16 protein-coding genes are annotated in these 15,305 nt (G+C 55.9%); 5 read left to right on the top strand and 11 right to left on the bottom strand.

The window, feature by feature from the left end; translation table 11 throughout:
- Positions 1-9: 9 nt before the first annotated feature.
- From AACY09_RS10580 to AACY09_RS10550, 7 genes are all read right to left on the bottom strand, one after another.
- On the bottom strand, positions 10-765 hold the full coding sequence (locus tag AACY09_RS10580; RefSeq protein ID WP_339487786.1) for an SDR family NAD(P)-dependent oxidoreductase: 756 nt from the start codon (positions 763-765) through the stop codon (positions 10-12).
- Positions 765-1,187, bottom strand: a complete 423-nt coding sequence (locus AACY09_RS10575; RefSeq protein WP_339487784.1) for a nuclear transport factor 2 family protein — start codon at positions 1,185-1,187, stop codon at positions 765-767. Before AACY09_RS10575 ends, AACY09_RS10580 begins: the two co-directional genes overlap by 1 nt.
- Positions 1,184-2,626, bottom strand: coding sequence for a deoxyribodipyrimidine photo-lyase (phrB, locus tag AACY09_RS10570; protein ID WP_339487783.1), 1,443 nt, complete (start codon positions 2,624-2,626; stop codon positions 1,184-1,186). The genes AACY09_RS10575 and phrB overlap by 4 nt, the downstream gene beginning before the upstream one ends.
- Positions 2,626-3,579 carry a MerR family transcriptional regulator gene (locus AACY09_RS10565; protein WP_339487781.1) on the bottom strand — a complete coding sequence of 318 codons (954 nt, stop codon included), beginning with the start codon at positions 3,577-3,579 and terminating at the stop codon, positions 2,626-2,628. Before AACY09_RS10565 ends, phrB begins: the two co-directional genes overlap by 1 nt.
- Positions 3,576-4,538: a YbgA family protein gene (locus tag AACY09_RS10560; protein ID WP_339487779.1), complete on the bottom strand. Its 963-nt coding sequence runs from the start codon at positions 4,536-4,538 to the stop codon at positions 3,576-3,578. The genes AACY09_RS10565 and AACY09_RS10560 overlap by 4 nt, the downstream gene beginning before the upstream one ends.
- 131 nt (positions 4,539-4,669) lie before the next feature.
- A complete protein-coding gene (locus tag AACY09_RS10555) occupies positions 4,670-4,894 on the bottom strand; it encodes a TIGR02450 family Trp-rich protein (protein WP_339487778.1) in 225 nt (74 codons plus the stop codon).
- Positions 4,895-4,904: 10 nt separating this feature from the next.
- Entirely contained in the window at positions 4,905-5,897 is a 993-nt protein-coding gene (locus AACY09_RS10550; protein ID WP_339487777.1) for an NAD(P)/FAD-dependent oxidoreductase, read from the bottom strand.
- Positions 5,898-6,188: 291 nt separating this feature from the next.
- Here AACY09_RS10550 and AACY09_RS10545 point away from each other — a divergent pair, with 291 nt between their 5' ends.
- From AACY09_RS10545 to AACY09_RS10535, 3 genes are all read left to right on the top strand, one after another.
- Positions 6,189-7,094, top strand: coding sequence for a TIGR01777 family oxidoreductase (locus tag AACY09_RS10545; protein WP_339487776.1), 906 nt, complete (start codon positions 6,189-6,191; stop codon positions 7,092-7,094).
- A gap of 33 nt (positions 7,095-7,127) precedes the next feature.
- Positions 7,128-8,153 carry a ferrochelatase gene (gene hemH / locus AACY09_RS10540; protein ID WP_339487775.1) on the top strand — a complete coding sequence of 342 codons (1,026 nt, stop codon included), beginning with the start codon at positions 7,128-7,130 and terminating at the stop codon, positions 8,151-8,153.
- Positions 8,154-8,313: 160 nt separating this feature from the next.
- Positions 8,314-9,702, top strand: coding sequence for a spinster family MFS transporter (locus AACY09_RS10535; RefSeq protein ID WP_339487774.1), 1,389 nt, complete (start codon positions 8,314-8,316; stop codon positions 9,700-9,702).
- Between the two features lie 41 nt (positions 9,703-9,743).
- Here the strand turns inward: AACY09_RS10535 and AACY09_RS10530 are convergent, their stop codons facing one another.
- Genes AACY09_RS10530 through AACY09_RS10515 form a run of 4 tightly spaced genes read right to left on the bottom strand, consistent with a single transcriptional unit; the run spans position 9,744 to position 13,322 of the window.
- On the bottom strand, positions 9,744-11,228 hold the full coding sequence (locus AACY09_RS10530) for an ArnT family glycosyltransferase (protein WP_339487890.1): 1,485 nt from the start codon (positions 11,226-11,228) through the stop codon (positions 9,744-9,746).
- Positions 11,229-11,273: 45 nt separating this feature from the next.
- A complete protein-coding gene (locus tag AACY09_RS10525) occupies positions 11,274-11,552 on the bottom strand; it encodes a lipid-A-disaccharide synthase N-terminal domain-containing protein (RefSeq protein ID WP_339487773.1) in 279 nt (92 codons plus the stop codon).
- Position 11,553: 1 nt separating this feature from the next.
- Positions 11,554-12,297 (bottom strand): glycosyltransferase family 2 protein, encoded by a 744-nt coding sequence (locus tag AACY09_RS10520; protein WP_339487772.1) that lies wholly within the window; start codon positions 12,295-12,297, stop codon positions 11,554-11,556.
- Between the two features lie 44 nt (positions 12,298-12,341).
- Positions 12,342-13,322 (bottom strand): NAD-dependent epimerase, encoded by a 981-nt coding sequence (locus AACY09_RS10515; RefSeq protein WP_339487770.1) that lies wholly within the window; start codon positions 13,320-13,322, stop codon positions 12,342-12,344.
- Positions 13,323-13,629: 307 nt separating this feature from the next.
- Between AACY09_RS10515 and AACY09_RS10510 the strand changes: the two genes are divergently transcribed.
- Positions 13,630-13,986: a metalloregulator ArsR/SmtB family transcription factor gene (locus AACY09_RS10510; RefSeq protein WP_339487768.1), complete on the top strand. Its 357-nt coding sequence runs from the start codon at positions 13,630-13,632 to the stop codon at positions 13,984-13,986.
- A gap of 28 nt (positions 13,987-14,014) precedes the next feature.
- Positions 14,015-15,298: an arsenic transporter gene (locus AACY09_RS10505; RefSeq protein ID WP_339487767.1), complete on the top strand. Its 1,284-nt coding sequence runs from the start codon at positions 14,015-14,017 to the stop codon at positions 15,296-15,298.
- Positions 15,299-15,305 lie beyond the last annotated feature (7 nt).

Genomic DNA, 15,305 nt, shown 5'->3' with positions numbered 1-15,305 from the left:
GTTTGATCCTTACCGCTGGGTGCGAGCCATGCGCTTGCCAATGGCAACCTGCAGAGCTTTGGGTAAATTGGCGAGTAACCGCAGGCAGGTAATGAATAACCACGGAAAAGCAATTTCATAGGGGCGTTTGTCGAGGCGCTTGGCAATGTGTTGCGCGGCGGTTTCGACGGATACCCGCATGGGCATTGGGAAGTCGTTGTTCTGGGTTAGGGGGGTATCCACAAAACCGGGGCTGACCAGGGTTACATCAATGCCTTCATGGGCCAGGTCAAGGCGTAGCGACTCCAGCAGGTAGCGCAGCGCGGCTTTTGACGCGCCATAGGCTTCAGCCCGCGGCAGCGGCAAATAGGTGACCGAACTGGCAACTGTGACCAGGTGCGGGCTTTGGCTTTTACGCAGCAACGGCAGGGCGGCTTCAATGCAGTAACTGGTGGCGAACACATTGGTTTTAATGACGCGCTCGATCAGGGCTGAATCAAACTCGGCAGCATCAAGGTATTCGCAGGTGCCTGCGTTGAGAATTGCGGTATCCAGCCAACCCCATGTCGAGCTGATGCGCGTGGCGATGTCCTTAACCTGCTGGGGATCGCTAAGATCTCCAGCAAGCACCAGCACTTGTTGTGGGTATCGTTCAGCGAGTCCCTGCAGGGGCTCTATGGAGCGGGCGCTGAGCGCAACGCGGTGACCCCTGCCGAGCAGCAGTTCGGCGAGCGCGGCGCCAATGCCACTGCTGGCACCGGTGACCCAATAACGACGTTCGTTCATCAGGCTAACCTGCCTTTGAGCCAGGCGATCACCCGGCCCATTACCGGCAAGTGCTCATAGAGCAAGCTACCTGCATCAAAGTAGTCGCGATGCTGGTAAACCTTGCTGTTCCATAGCAGGTGAGAGCAGCCATCAACCCGGATCAGGTCGCCGCCGGCGAGGCGTGGATGGCGATAGCTCATGGTCCAGCGCAGGTATCCTTCGCCGTTATTAACCGAATCAATGCCATGAAAATCGAAAGTTAAATCGCTGACGTTTGCATAAAGCTCGGCAAAGTACTGGCGAATGTTCCCCAGGCCGTGGATCTTGTGCAAAGGGTCTTGAAACACCGCATCATCGCTGTACAGCTGATTCAGTTGATCAAGGTTGTGTTTGTTCAGCGCCGCAAAGTCAGTGGCGAAGTTGCGCAGGAAATCACTCATACGAAAGCCTCCTCGACGTTTTTGGGCAAATCCCGGAACGCGTTGATGGCCCGCTCACGGCTGCTTTTCAAATCGACCATCGGGCTGGGGTAGTCAGCCACGCCAAATAGCCCGCCAAGTGCAGAGGGATCATGGATCGCTTTGTTGTCGAGCGCGTCCAGCTCAGGTAACCATTGGCGAATGAAGCGCCCATTGGGATCGAATCGTTGCGACTGGCTGACAGGGTTGAAGATGCGGAAATAGGGGGCGGCGTCGGTGCCGGTCGATGCACTCCACTGCCAGCCTCCATTGTTCGCGGCAAGGTCGCCATCGATAAGGTGACGCATAAAGAACGCTTCACCTTCGCGCCAATCAATCAGCAGGTTTTTAGTCAGAAACATCGCCACCACCATGCGCAAGCGGTTGTGCATCCAGCCGGTGCTGAGCAACTGCTTGATCGCCGCGTCGATAATTGGAATACCGGTGCAGCCTTGTTGCCAGGCGGCCAACTCCTCTGGGGCCTGACGCCACTTCAGCGCGTCGGTTTCGACCCTGAATGCACGGTGTTTCGAAACCCGCGGATAACCGACCAAAATGTGCTTGTAGAACTCACGCCAAAGCAGTTCGTTGATCCAGGTCATCGCCCCCGCATTGCCGCTGTCGAATTCACCGCGATTAAACGCCAAGGCGGCATGCAAACATTGGCGCGGTGAAATGACACCAGCCGCCAAGTAGGCAGACAACTGGCTGGTGCCGGGCTTGCTTGGGATATCACGGTGAGTTTGATAGTCGGTAATCGGCTCGTCAGCGAACTCGGCCAGGCGGCGCATGGCTTCATCCTCTCCGGCAGGCCAGAGTTGCTGAAGCGCCTCGCTCGGTGTTGCAAAGGGTTCAACCTGTTTTGGCACGCTGTCTGCCTTGATCGCTAAAGGCGTTTGCGCAGCAGGCTTGGGGATACGCTGGGGAATATTGTCATGCAGGCGCTGATAGCAAACCTTGCGAAACTGGCTGTACACCTGAAAGTAGGTGCCGGTTTTGGTCAGTACGCTGCCCGGTTGAAAAAACAGCTGGTCTAGCTGGCTGCGCAGGCTAATCCCTTGGGTTTCCAAGGTATGTGCCACTTGCTCGTCACGCCGGCTTTCGTTGACACCGTACTCTTGATTGCAATGGACTTGGCCGATGTCGAGCTGTTGGCACAGGTCGGCTATCACAGGCGCCGCTTGATCCCAGCGATCGGCACTGCGAATTAACAAGGGCACATTGAGCATGCCTAGCTCGCGGCTCAGTTCGCTGAGGTTGCGTAGCCAGAAGTCAACCTTGCACGGCGCGTCATCATGTTCTTGCCACTGGCCGGGGCTCAGCAAATAAAGAGCCACCGTCGGGCCTTCAGCCATTGCAGCGGCCAAGGCGGTGTTGTCATGCACCCTGAGGTCGGTGCGGAACCACATCAACTGCTGCATTAAACCTCCTGTAGCAGGCGTCGATCGGCCAGCACTTGCAGGGCGACGACGGGGTCTGTGGCGATTGCCAAATTGCGGTGCTGCACAAGCAGCGGCTGCAGCTCGGCTTGGTGAATAGTCACCGTTGGGCCGGTGATCAGCAGGGTGCCAGCGTACCCTTCAAGCAACATCGGCAATTGGCTGAGATTCAGCGGCTGGGTCGAATACAGCAGCACGGCGGGTGGCTGAAGTTGCTCTATTGCCATGCTCAGCTCGGCCTGCGGCACCGGCCAGTCAAACACTTCAACGGCAGACTCGGCACTGCTCGCCAACCACGCGCTAAGCCACAATCCAGGGGCCATCGGCAGGTCCGAATAGTTGACCATCAATAATGGACTGCCATGCTGCTGGCGATTGTTGTGGTAAAGACGGGCGCCGAGTTTGCTGCGCAGCCATGAATAGAAAAATACCTGCTCAAGCCGAGCGCCAAACTGGCCATGCCAGCGTTGTTCCAACTCAGCCAGTAGGGGTAATAGAAGCTGTTTGCACAGCACCTGCGGTGGATACAGCGCCAGCTCACTATTGAAAATGTCATCAAGCCGCCGCTCGGCCAGGGTGCTGATGGCCTCAAGCAACATCTGGCACTTCTGTGCCCATTGTGAGTCTGCCCATTGTTCGCCAGCCACGGCCAGCAACGGAGTCTCGCTGTCTAGCAGCTCTTTGACCTGACTGACCGCAACGCCTCGGTTGATCCAGCGCAGAATCGCCTGGATTTGGTTGATGTGCTGCTTGCTGTACAAACGGTGACCTTTAGCCGTGCGTTGCGGCACGATTAAACCGTAGCGGCGCTCCCAGGCACGCAATGTCACCGGGTTTACTCCGGTGATGCGTGCCACATCCCGGATGGGCCGGAAACCATCGGCGAGCGCGACCTGATATTCGTTGTCGTCAGGATTTTGAATAGAGGGGTTCATATGGCATTTCGCAGGCTAAGGTTTTCCGGGTGTGGCTGCAGGTAAACCTGTTGATTGATGTAGTGGTCGGGGTGCATCCGGAAGTGATGTTTGAGCAGCGTCAATGGCACCACGAGCGGCACCACACCTTGGCGGTACTGGCTGATAAGGGATTGCATTTCCTGCTTCTCTTCAGCGCTCAAGGACTGTTTGAGATAACCACTGATGTGCTGCAATACATTGCTGTGGGTGCCGCGGGTGGCGCAGCTTTTAAGTGCCGTCATTAGTTGGCTGAAGTAGTCGGCAGCCAGGGTGTGCAGGTCTTGCTGGCGAAGATTTCCCAGCAAGCGACCCAGAGTCTTGTACTGCAATGGATGGGTCGCCATGAGCAGGTATTTGTAGCGCGAGTGGTAGTCGATCAGGCGTTTGCGGGTCAGTCCTGCTTGCAGCACGTGCTGCCAGTCGGCATAGGCAAATACGCGGCTTAGAAAGTTCTCGCGCAGTACCGGATCGTTCAAACGACCCGCTTCTTCTATCGGCAGGTTTGGATGGCGCGCGATAAATTCAGCAGCGAATATGCCGGTGCCTTTGGGCTCACTTGGACGCCCGTCGGCTTGGTAGACCTTGACCCTTTGCACGCCACAGGACGGCGACTGCTGCATCAGGATGTAGCCACAAATATCAGTCAGTTGATCGGCAACTTGCTGGCCATAGGCGGCCAGACGGTCGGTGACATCATTGTCGCTGTTGACTGTGCCCACCGCCCTTGGTGCGTCAGGATTACCCACCAGGCGGATTGGCTCGCGAGGTGTACCCAGGCCTATGGCGACCTCAGGGCAAATCGAGACGAAATCAAAATAGTCACCCAAGGTCCGGCTGCACAGGCGCGATTCTTTGTGCCCGCCGTTATAGCGGACCTGTTCGCCGAGCAGGCAGGCGCTGATTGCGATCTTGGGTTTGCTTGATGTTATATCTGCCATGACCAACCTTCGATGATTTGTTGTACAAAATATAAGGTTTGTATAACTTCACTTCATCGTAAGGCATATCTTGTACAAGTCAAATATTTGTACAAGTTTTCACGGCGAGGCTAACACGTGTTATTCGCGGCTTATTTCCAGCCCATTAACCAATCTTGCTGGTTTTGCAGGGCTTGCCAGGCAATCAGTTCGATGCGCTTGGTGAGGACGGCCTGCAGTTCTATTTGCAGCACTTGGCCCGTTTCATCGCGAATTAGCTCGGTAACAATAAAGTGCTTTTCACGGCTGCGCGGTGTGGCTGCTGTCCATTTTGACAGCAGCAGTTTTTGCGGGTTGATACGGCGGGCAGTTGTCATAAGCTGGCGCTCACTGCAGGTGCTCGAGCAGCTTGCGCGCCGCTTCCTGGCCACTTAGCCAGGCGCCTTCCACCCGGCCGGACAGGCACCAGTCGCCACAGGCATACAGGCCCAGATCGGCATCAGCCAAAGCGCCAAGCTGGTGCGCAGCGGACGGCCGAGCATAGAGCCAGCGATGGGCAAGGGTGAATGAAGGCGGCGGCACGGCGCAGCCGATCAGCTCAGCGAAAGCGCCGTGCAAATGCTCGATAACCTGCTCTTTGGCCAGGTCGATATGTTGCCGGCTCCACTGGCTGGTAGCGTGCAATATCCAGGTGTCATTTGGGCTTTCGCGTCCGGGTTTGCTGGTGCAGCGAGCGAGCCAGTCCAAAGCGCTGTCTTGGACAAAGCAGCCCTCTACACGGGTGTCTAATGGGGTTGCGAATGACAGGGCGACTGCCCAGGTTGGCTCCATCGAAACGCTTGCCGCCGCCGCTGCAAGTTTTGGTGCCGCCGCCAATAACGTACTGGCCTGAGGTGCTGGTAAAGCAATCACCACATGGCTGAAGGGGCCGTGACTTTTACCTTCGGCATCTTGCAGGCTCCAAAATGCTTCGCCGCGAAAGACCTCGGTAATACGACAGCTGAAGTGCACCGGCAGTGCGCCCAGCATGGCCCGGGTTATGGCGCTCATGCGGGGCGAACCCACCCAGCGCACTTGTTCATCTGGGGAAGCGCTGAGTACCCCGTCTTGATAGTTGTAGAGGTTGGGTTGCCATTGGCTGGCCCAGCCGCGGGTATGCCATTGCTGAACAACTTCGACAAAACGCCGGTCACGGGCGGTGAAGTACTGGGCGCCCAAATCGAGGGCGCCGGCGTCGCTGCGCTTGCTGGCCATGCGGCCGCCGCTGCCACGACTTTTATCGAAAAGCTGAACACTGTGCCCGGCGCTTTGCAGGGCTTGGGCGGCGGAGAGCCCGGAGATTCCGGTGCCAATAATCGCGATGGGGATGCTGGAGTTCATGGTCTGCCTCATGTTCTAAAACGTTAGGCGCTTTTGGGGCTAAAAGCTATACAATACTCGTTTTGCGTATAAGATTTAAATGCTGTGGGTGTGACTCATCTATAGTTATCAGGTAAGCACACCCATGGGCTGAGCCGTTTTCAGGCTACGCGGTAAGCTTAGCCACTGTTAATCAAACGCCGCAGACTCTGTCCAAAAATAGACAGCGGAAATGGCGTTAAATTGCTTCATACGAGCTAACTCTGGGCTACATAAGAGCTCTGTGTCAGGTTCATGCGCGAGGAGGATGCCATGCATATTTTGCTGACTGGCGGCACCGGCTTGATAGGCCAAGGCTTATGCCATTATTGGGCGGCGCATGGGCATCAATTAAGTGTTTGGAGTCGTCAGCCTGAGCAGGTTTCGGGCCTATGCGGAGATTCGGTTCGGGGTGTGGCGACACTCGAAGCGCTTAACGATGAGTCTATTGATGCGGTGATTAATCTGGCAGGCGCCCCCATCGCCGACAAGCCATGGAGTGCGGCCCGCAAACAGTTGTTGCGCGATAGCCGGATTGCCCTGACCGATCAGTTGGTCGCATGGCTTAAGCAGCGTGAGCAAAAGCCCAGCGTGCTTATTTCGGGGTCGGCTGTTGGGTGGTATGGCGACGGTGAAGATCAAGTGCTGACGGAGGAATCGCCCCAGCAAGGCGACGATTTTGCCGCAAAACTCTGTGCCGATTGGGAAGCCGCAGCGCTGCAGGCTGAGCCATTGGGTATGCGGGTGGTGCTGGTGCGTACTGGGTTGGTGCTGGCGACTCATGGCGGCATGTTGAAGCGCTTGCTGCTGCCATTCAAGCTGGCTTTAGGCGGGCGCATTGGTAGCGGCCGACAATGGATGCCATGGGTGCATTTGAGCGATCAAATCGCCTTGATTGATTTTCTCTTGCAGCATCCGCAGGCTAGCGGACCTTATAATGCGTGCTCGCCACATCCGGTGCGCAACAATGAATTTACCTATGAACTGGGACATGCGGTTAATCGGTTTACGTTGCTGCCTGTCCCCGGTTTTTTACTGCGCGCAGGTCTTGGCGAAATGTCGACCCTGTTGTTGGGCGGCCAACGTGCGCTGCCCAAGCGTCTGACTGATGCCGGTTTTGAGTTTCGCTTCACCCATTTAGATGTCGCATTAACGGATTTATTGAACCCGACAGACTGAGCCCTGCTGATCAGGGCCTAACTAGGAATTTGCATGACCGACCACGCGTTGCTACTGGTTAATTTGGGTTCGCCAGCCTCTACAAAAGTTGCTGATGTGCGCAGCTATCTCAATCAATTTTTGATGGATCCCTATGTTATCGACCTGCCATGGCCGATTCGTCGCCTGCTGGTCTCGTTGATTCTGATCAAGCGTCCAGAGCAGTCAGCACACGCCTATGCATCCATTTGGTGGGAAGAGGGCTCGCCGCTGGTTGTGCTGAGCAAACGTCTGCAGCAGGCCATGCAATCCAAATGGACCCAAGGACCCGTGGAGTTGGCGATGCGCTACGGTGAGCCGTCGATTGAGACGCAGTTAGGCGCGTTGGCCGCTAAGGGCATTACCAAGATTACCTTGGCGCCGCTGTATCCGCAGTTTGCCGATAGCACCACCACGACTGTGATCGAAGAGGCGCGGCGAGTAATCGCCGAGAAGAAGTTGGATGTACAGTTGTCGGTTCTGCAGCCCTTTTATGATCAGCCAGAATATATTTCGGCGCTTGTCGACAGCGCCAAGCCATATTTGGATAAAGGCTTCGACCATTTGCTCTTGAGCTTCCATGGTTTGCCAGAGCGTCACCTGCACAAGCGCGACCCCAGCGGGGCGCACTGCTTAAAAGGTGCAGATTGCTGCCAGACTGCCTCGCCTGAAGTGCTCGCCACCTGTTACCGCGCGCAGTGCATGCGCAGCGCGCAGGCATTTGCCGAGGCGATGGGCTTGCAGTCGGAGCAGTGGTCGGTGTCGTTTCAGTCACGCTTGGGTCGGGCCAAGTGGATTGAGCCCTACACCGAAGCCCGGCTGGAAGAATTGGCGCAGCAAGGCGTCAAAAACCTGCTGGTCATGTGCCCGGCCTTTGTTGCCGACTGCATTGAAACGCTGGAAGAAATCGGTGACCGCGGTTTGGAGCAATTCCAGGAGGCTGGCGGTGAAACCCTGCAATTGGTGCCTTGCCTGAATGACCACCCAAGCTGGACCGAAGCCCTCAAGGTCCTGTGTGAGCGAGCGCCTGTAAATCTGTAACCGGCTGCTGCCTGAGTGAGTGCTGGGCGCTCACTCCAAAGGATGACATTCATACCATCAATAACTATTCCGGGCGATACTCACTGAGCAGCATATACGCCTAAGCTGGCAGTACTTTTAACCGTCGCGCACCTTGTGTGTGCTGTCGAGGAAACTGCCCATGCCCAATAACAACAATGGCTACCCCTCCAACATTCGCGCCTGGACAACTGTCAGCATTCTGATGGTCGCCTATGTACTGTCTTTTATCGACCGGCAGATTCTTAACCTGCTGGTTGGACCTATTCGCCGTGATCTGGCGATCTCCGACACTGAAATGAGCCTGCTGATGGGCCTGTCGTTCGCCATGTTTTATACCGTGTGCGGTATTCCACTGGGTCGCCTGGCGGACACTAAAAGCCGTCGCGGACTGATTGCTTTTGGTGTGCTGTTTTGGAGCGCTGCGACCGCAGCGTGCGGAATGGCGCGGCTTTATTGGCAGTTTTTACTGTGCAGAATTGGAGTCGGCGTCGGCGAGGCCGCGTTATCACCTGCGGCGTACTCGTTGATTGCAGATAGCTTTCCGCTGGAGCGCAGAGCAACGGCGATCAGCGTTTACTCGATGGGGGTTTATCTGGGGTCGGGCTTGGCATTCTTGCTCGGCGGCTTGGTGATCAAGTTCGCGTCTGCGCAGGGCGATGTGATGTTGCCGCTGTTGGGTGAAGTTCGCCCATGGCAGTTGATTTTTCTTGGGCTTGGTGTCGCCGGGGTGCTCTTTACCTTATTGATGCTGGCGGTTAAAGAACCGGCGCGCCGTGGCGCCGGTGCAGGTGTTGTAGTGCCCTTGTCGCAAGTGGCACGTTACATCCGTAAAAATCGGCGCACGGTGCTGTGCCACAACTTTGGCTTCGCCGGTTTAGCCTTTGCCGGCTACGGCAGCGCGGCCTGGGTGCCTACCTTCTACATTCGCACCTATGGCTGGGATGCCAGCCACGTTGGCATCGTTTACGGCAGTATTGTTGCGGTGTTTGGCTGCTTGGGGATTGTCTTTGGCGGGCGCTTGGCAGACTGGATGGCCAAGCGCGGTCGTACCGATGCAAATATGCGTGTGGGGTTGTACGCGGCGATAGCGGCGGTGCCTTTTGTGCTGGGCTTTCCGTTGATGGAGAGTGCCTTTTGGGCATCGGTATTAATGGCGCCTACAGTGTTTTGCCTGAGCATGCCTTTTGGTGTTGCCCCGGCGGCTATTCAGGAAATCATGCCTAACTCGATGCGCGGACAGGCATCGGCAATTTACCTGTTTGTTATCACGTTGCTCGGTCTGGGCATCGGCCCGACAGCGGTAGCGCTGGTGACGGATTATGTGTTTGCCGACGATAACGCTCTGCGTTATTCGCTATTGATCGTTACCTTACTGGCCATCAGCAGTTCTATCATTTTGCTGAGTAAAGGGCTCAAGCCGTACCGCGAGAGTATCGAGCGTGTACGTGCCTGGGCAGCCAGCGATACAGCAGACAAGGCGGCGGATCAAACCGTAGCCGGTACTGCACCGCTGCCTAATCGCTCATGACAAGCGGGCGCATGCAGTGGTCTGCATGCGCTCGACGCTGATCATTGAGCCAATGGTTTTTGCCAGGCAAAGCGATACAGGGTTTTAGGTATCAGCGCCTGGCACTTGCCGTTGTCTGCGTCAGTGCTTACGAGTAGCCAGTTTTCGCGCGACGTCGCACCCAACGCTGTGGCTTTTTCAAGGTCAAAGCAGCGTGGTGCATCATCGGCTGGGACCAGTGCACGGGCCTGCGGGTTTTTGCGTAACCAGGCTGCGGCCAGTTCGACTGAACTGTCGTTGGCAAAGCCAGTGTGAACAATCGGTTGACGGGCAAATAGCCAATGCCCTTCGCGCCAATTAACGATAAACAAATCACTGCCTGCGCTGAGTTCTTCAGCGCTACGCATAATGGTCTCGTGCGGGTTTGCACCGTCCTTGACCGGCTCGATAAATCCTCTGGCAAACCACGCGCCAAACCACAGCACGCAGACGCCGACAAACACCCTGCGCCGCGATGGGTGATGAGCAAACCAGCGGCGGATCAACCACGGCACTAATGGCGCGGTGGCTAACACCAGACCTGGCAAGGCCGGATATATATAGATTTTGCGTTTGCCGCTACTGAAACAGAAAAACAGCACAACCAGCGCCACCCAGCCGAGCAAAATCAAGGCGCGGCCATCATGTTTGAGTAGCTGCTTGCGCCATGCCGGTATCAACCAAGGCAAGGCCAGCACGATTGGCAGCCAATATTTGGGTATAACCTTCACGAAGAAGTACCAGAACGGTTCCTGATGCGCCCACGCATTGGTGTAACGCTGCGCGGTTTGCTTGAACAAAATCTCCTGCACATAGGCCACAGTGGCGGGGTCTTTATGAATCAGCGTGCTGATCAGCAGCGGCAGCAACCATACAGATACAGCCGCCAACGTCACCAATAGTCCGAGCAGCCATGCGCCTGCCCGGCCTGGCATTGCAACCACGCCATGCCAGCCCTTGCGTACGGCGTAGGCATATGGCAAGAGCACCAGCGCAGGAAGGAACCCGACCCCTTTACTGATTATGCCAAACCCCATTGCAGCACAGGCGAGGTAAAACCATGACCAACTTGGCCCGGTAAAAATATGCCGGCCAATACCGTAGAGACCAAGCACAGTCCACAGGCACAGAAAACCGTCAATCTGACCGACGCGCAGAATGCTGTAGGTTTGATAAGTGCCTAAGAACAGCAGGGCGGCAATCACTCCGATACGCCGGTTCCACATCCGCTTGGCCAGGTCATAAAGACAGGCTGTAGAAACCACGCCCGCGAGCAAGGCGGGTAAGAACAGGGCCAGTTTTGCCGAGCCGGTCACTTGGGTGAACAGCGCAATCGCCCACATAAAGAGCGGGGGTTTGTCAGGGTAAATTTCAGCGGCACGGTGGGGAATAAACCACGCGCCATTTTGCAACATTTCCAACGCGACACCGAGGAAGCGTTCTTCATCGACATTCATCGGCTGGCGTAAGCCAAGGCCTGCGCCAATCAGCACTAACGCCAACAGCATCAGGCCATAGCGTTCGCGGTTTTCTGTAAGTATCAATCGCACAGGTTATTCCTTGATGTCTTTGGCTGCACTTTTCGCGATGAGTTGCAGGTTGCGCAGGTAGACCACAAAGCCAAAGGACTGGCCAAGAATGAATACAGGGTCTTGGCGGTAAATCGCATACGCCAGTAACAGGGCGCTACCGACAATGCTCAGGTACCAAAACCCCACGGGGATCACGCTGCGCTTTTTGTATTCGCTGTACAGCCATTGCAATGCAAAGCGTCCGGTAAAGGCGAGCTGCCCGGCAAAGCCGACCGCCAGCCATAAGGCTTCTCGGCCCATGTCAGGCCTCGACTTCCCGGGGAGTGGTGTCGAGCCGGGTGCGTTTTATCAACCACCAGACGCCAAACAGATCGACAATTCCGACCAGCGCACGGTCGAGGTTGCCGTACTTGGATACCCCTGATTTGCGCGGCCGGTGATTCACCGGATGCACCACCATGCGTGCGTTTTGCCGACGTATCAGCGCAGGAATATAACGGTGCATATGGTCGAAGTAGGGCAGCTTGAGAAACGCTGTGCGCTCAATCAGCTTGATCCCGCAGCCCGTATCGGGTGTCGCATCTTTAAGCAGGTGTTGGCGTAAGCCATTAGCCAGGCGTGAGGCCCAGCGTTTGCTTGCGCTGTCTTGGCGAGAAACCCGGTGCCCGGCTACCAGCTTGATCGGGTCTGCGTGCTGATCCGTGTCGCGGACCAACGCCAGCATGCCCGGCAAATCGGCTGGATCATTCTGGCCATCGCCATCCAGGGTTGCCAGCCAGTGACCTCTGGCGAGGATTGCGGCGTGGTATACCGAGGTGCTTTGGCCCAGTGAGCGGTCATGCTGAAGGATGCGCAACGAGGTGTAGCCGGTTTGTTTCAAGGCGCGCAACTCAGCCAGGGTGCTGTCCGTGCTGCCGTCATCCACAACGATCACTTCAAAGGCTTCGTCGGCCAAGGCCGCGCGCACTTCATTGAGCAGGGTGGTGAGGTTGCCTGCTTCATTTTTCGCGGGAATCAAAACAGAGAGAAATACCGAGTTATGCATGGTGGTTTCCGGATGAGACAAGTGGGGCGGCCAAGGCAACCTATTCATTCCTGATAGAACCTGCGGTACCAGCCAACGAATTGGGAGACCCCGTCTGATAACGAGGTTTGCGGGCGAAAATTAATCAGCTGTGCCAGTTCATTGATGTCAGCCCATGTTCTTTCAACGTCGCCGGGCTGCATGGGCAGCATGTTTTTGCGCGCGCTCATGCCCAGGTTCTGCTCGATACATTGAATAAAGTCGAGTAATCGAACTGGTTCGCCGCGGCCAATATTCAACAGCCGATGTGGCACCTTGAGGTCATCGCTTGATGCCCTGGGCGGCAATGACAATAGGCGACTGATCCCTTCAACGATGTCGTCTATGTAGGTGAAGTCGCGGGACAAGTTGCCGTGGTTGTACACATCAATGTGTTGCTCGTTAAGAATTGCTTTAGTGAATTTGAACAGCGCCATATCCGGGCGCCCCCAAGGACCAAACACGGTAAAGAATCGCAAGCCGGTAGCGGGTATCTGGTAAAGCTGTGAGTAGCTGTGGGCTAGTAATTCATTGGCGCGTTTAGTCGCTGCATAGAGCGAAGCAGGGCGGTCCACCGTATCGCAGGTAGCAAATGGCACCTTAGGGTTGCTGCCGTATACCGAGCTGCTTGAGGCATAGATCAAATGCATCGGGATGACGTGCCGGCACGCCTCAAGCACATTAAGAAAGCCCACCAGGTTTGAGTCTGCATACGCCTGCGGGTTTTCCAGGGAGTAGCGCACGCCCGCTTGCGCCGCGAGATGAATCACGCCGTCAAAGCGTTGCTCAATGAATAATTTCATCAGCGCCGCGTGGTCAACAATATCCAGTTTGATAAAGCGGAAGTTATCCAGCCTGGTCAGCTGATCAAGCCGCGCTCGCTTGAGTTCAACGCTGTAATAGTCATTGAGGTTGTCGATACCGATTACATCGTGGCCAGCCGCGCATAGCCGCTGGGCTGTGTGCATGCCGATAAAACCTGCCGCTCCGGTGATCAATAACTTCATGGCAGGCACTTGAACGCTGACGCGTCTGCTGTTGCGCTGAAGGATCGTAGACGAATGACATGGTGCCGTGCAGTAGTAATAGCCGTGCTCGATAGAAAGAAAATCCAGCCTGACTATTTCGCAGAATTGGGTGACAAAACGATGAAGAAAAGATGAAGGTGTTTCAAGTCGCACCTGTGGCGCAAGCTGCTTGAGGCGCTAGCCTGCAGTCTAATCAAGCGTCATATATATGCTTGACCATATATATGTTCTCTAATATATTCGGTTTCCCATATATTTAGACTGCAAGCATTTATCAGGAGTACTCATGGCTGGGCCGTTTAAACCGACAGAGGTATTCAGGTGCCTTGCAGATGACACCCGTGCGCGCATTACGTTGTTGATTGCCAGCGAGGGAGAGCTTTGTGTTTGCGAGCTCACGGCTGCACTGGAGCAAAGTCAGCCGAAGATTTCCCGGCATCTTGCATTGCTGCGCACATGTGGACTACTGATGGATCGCCGACAAGGGCAGTGGGTGTATTACCGTCTGCATCCAGAACTGCCCGGTTGGGTAACGAGCATGTTGCGTGAGGTTGCCGAAAGCCACGCGCAGTGGCTGAGCGATGACGCAACCAGGCTTGGTCAAATGAAAAGTCTTACGCAAAATCAGTCGTTGTGCGACTGACTCATTTCCCTCCAATCGAGTTGCCTGAATGCTCATCGCACTTTCGATATTTGTTGTCACCATTACGCTGGTTATCTGGCAGCCAAAAGGGCTTGGCGTTGGCTGGAGCGCGGCCTTTGGTGCTGTGTTGGCCCTGCTGAGCGGCGTGGTAAGCCTCGGCGACATTCCGGTGGTGTGGCAAATAGTCTGGAACGCCACCGGGGCGTTTATCGCCATCATTATTATCAGTTTGTTGCTTGATGAAGCGGGGCTCTTTGAGTGGGCCGCCTTGCATGTGGCCAAGTGGGGTGGTGGCAGCAGTCGCAAGCTCTATGCCTTTATCATCTTGTTGGGCGCTGTAGTGTCGGCACTGTTTGCCAACGACGGCGCGGCGCTGATCCTTACGCCCATTGTTATCGCCATGCTCCTGGCGTTGCGTTTCTCAGCGGCAGCAACCCTGGCATTCGTCATGGGCGCCGGGTTTATCGCCGACACCGCCAGCCTGCCGTTGGTGGTGTCGAACCTGGTGAACATTGTTACCGCTGATTATTTTGATATCAGCTTTAGCCAATATGCCTCGGTAATGATCCCGGTCAACTTCGCCAGTATCGCTGCGACCTTGGGTATGTTGATCTGGTTTTTTCGCAAGGATCTACCCGCCCATTATGACCTGGCAGATATCAAGGAGCCTCGGGAAGCGATTCGCGATCGCGCCACCTTTATCGCGGGTTGGTGGGTGCTGGCGCTGCTGCTGATTGGCTTCTTTGTGATTGAGCCGTTGGGCGTGCCAATCAGCGCTATCGCTGCCGTTGCTGCTTTTGTGCTCTATGTGATCGCCGCGCGTGGGCATGTGATTGCCACCCACAAAGTGCTTAAAGACGCGCCGTGGCAAATCGTGTTGTTTTCGTTGGGTATGTACCTGGTGGTTTACGGTTTGCGCAACGCCGGGCTGACCGATCAACTCGCTGAGCTGCTTAACCTCTTCGCAGAACATGGGGTGTGGGGAGCAACCCTAGGCACGGGGCTGCTGACTGCCGTGCTGTCGTCGGTGATGAATAACCTGCCCACTGTGCTGATCGGTGCGCTATCAATTGATGCGGCGAATGTCAGCGGCGTGACTCAGCAGGCGATGATCTACGCCAACATCATTGGCTGTGACCTTGGGCCCAAGATCACCCCAATCGGCAGCCTTGCCACGCTGCTTTGGCTGCATGTACTGGCGCGTAAGAACATGACCATCAGTTGGGGTTATTACTTTAAAACCGGCGTTGTAATCACGCTGCCGATTCTGCTTGTTACCCTCAGCTCGCTTGCTATACGCCTGAGTTTTTGATCCCCGG

It is taken from the genome of Pseudomonas sp. EL_65y_Pfl2_R95 (assembly GCF_963971045.1).
Classification (GTDB): domain Bacteria; phylum Pseudomonadota; class Gammaproteobacteria; order Pseudomonadales; family Pseudomonadaceae; genus Aquipseudomonas.
The sequence above is the reverse complement of the archived record's forward strand: the minus strand, read 5'-3'. Positions and strand labels throughout refer to the sequence as shown.

What these genes read in the sequence shown, in the direction of transcription:
- AACY09_RS10535 (WP_339487774.1), top strand. Translation starts at nt 8,314, where the DNA reads ATGCCCAATAACAACAATGGCTACCCCTCCAACATTCGCGCCTGGACA.
- AACY09_RS10520 (WP_339487772.1), bottom strand. Translation starts at nt 12,297, where the DNA reads ATGCATAACTCGGTATTTCTCTCTGTTTTGATTCCCGCGAAAAATGAA.
- AACY09_RS10555 (WP_339487778.1), bottom strand. Translation starts at nt 4,894, where the DNA reads ATGACAACTGCCCGCCGTATCAACCCGCAAAAACTGCTGCTGTCAAAA.
- hemH (WP_339487775.1), top strand. Translation starts at nt 7,128, where the DNA reads ATGACCGACCACGCGTTGCTACTGGTTAATTTGGGTTCGCCAGCCTCT.
- AACY09_RS10530 (WP_339487890.1), bottom strand. Translation starts at nt 11,228, where the DNA reads ATGCTGTTGGCGTTAGTGCTGATTGGCGCAGGCCTTGGCTTACGCCAG.
- AACY09_RS10550 (WP_339487777.1), bottom strand. Translation starts at nt 5,897, where the DNA reads ATGAACTCCAGCATCCCCATCGCGATTATTGGCACCGGAATCTCCGGG.
- AACY09_RS10545 (WP_339487776.1), top strand. Translation starts at nt 6,189, where the DNA reads ATGCATATTTTGCTGACTGGCGGCACCGGCTTGATAGGCCAAGGCTTA.
- AACY09_RS10505 (WP_339487767.1), top strand. Translation starts at nt 14,015, where the DNA reads ATGCTCATCGCACTTTCGATATTTGTTGTCACCATTACGCTGGTTATC.
- AACY09_RS10510 (WP_339487768.1), top strand. Translation starts at nt 13,630, where the DNA reads ATGGCTGGGCCGTTTAAACCGACAGAGGTATTCAGGTGCCTTGCAGAT.
- AACY09_RS10560 (WP_339487779.1), bottom strand. Translation starts at nt 4,538, where the DNA reads ATGGCAGATATAACATCAAGCAAACCCAAGATCGCAATCAGCGCCTGC.
- AACY09_RS10580 (WP_339487786.1), bottom strand. Translation starts at nt 765, where the DNA reads ATGAACGAACGTCGTTATTGGGTCACCGGTGCCAGCAGTGGCATTGGC.
- AACY09_RS10525 (WP_339487773.1), bottom strand. Translation starts at nt 11,552, where the DNA reads ATGGGCCGAGAAGCCTTATGGCTGGCGGTCGGCTTTGCCGGGCAGCTC.
- phrB (WP_339487783.1), bottom strand. Translation starts at nt 2,626, where the DNA reads ATGCAGCAGTTGATGTGGTTCCGCACCGACCTCAGGGTGCATGACAAC.
- AACY09_RS10565 (WP_339487781.1), bottom strand. Translation starts at nt 3,579, where the DNA reads ATGAACCCCTCTATTCAAAATCCTGACGACAACGAATATCAGGTCGCG.
- AACY09_RS10575 (WP_339487784.1), bottom strand. Translation starts at nt 1,187, where the DNA reads ATGAGTGATTTCCTGCGCAACTTCGCCACTGACTTTGCGGCGCTGAAC.
- AACY09_RS10515 (WP_339487770.1), bottom strand. Translation starts at nt 13,322, where the DNA reads ATGAAGTTATTGATCACCGGAGCGGCAGGTTTTATCGGCATGCACACA.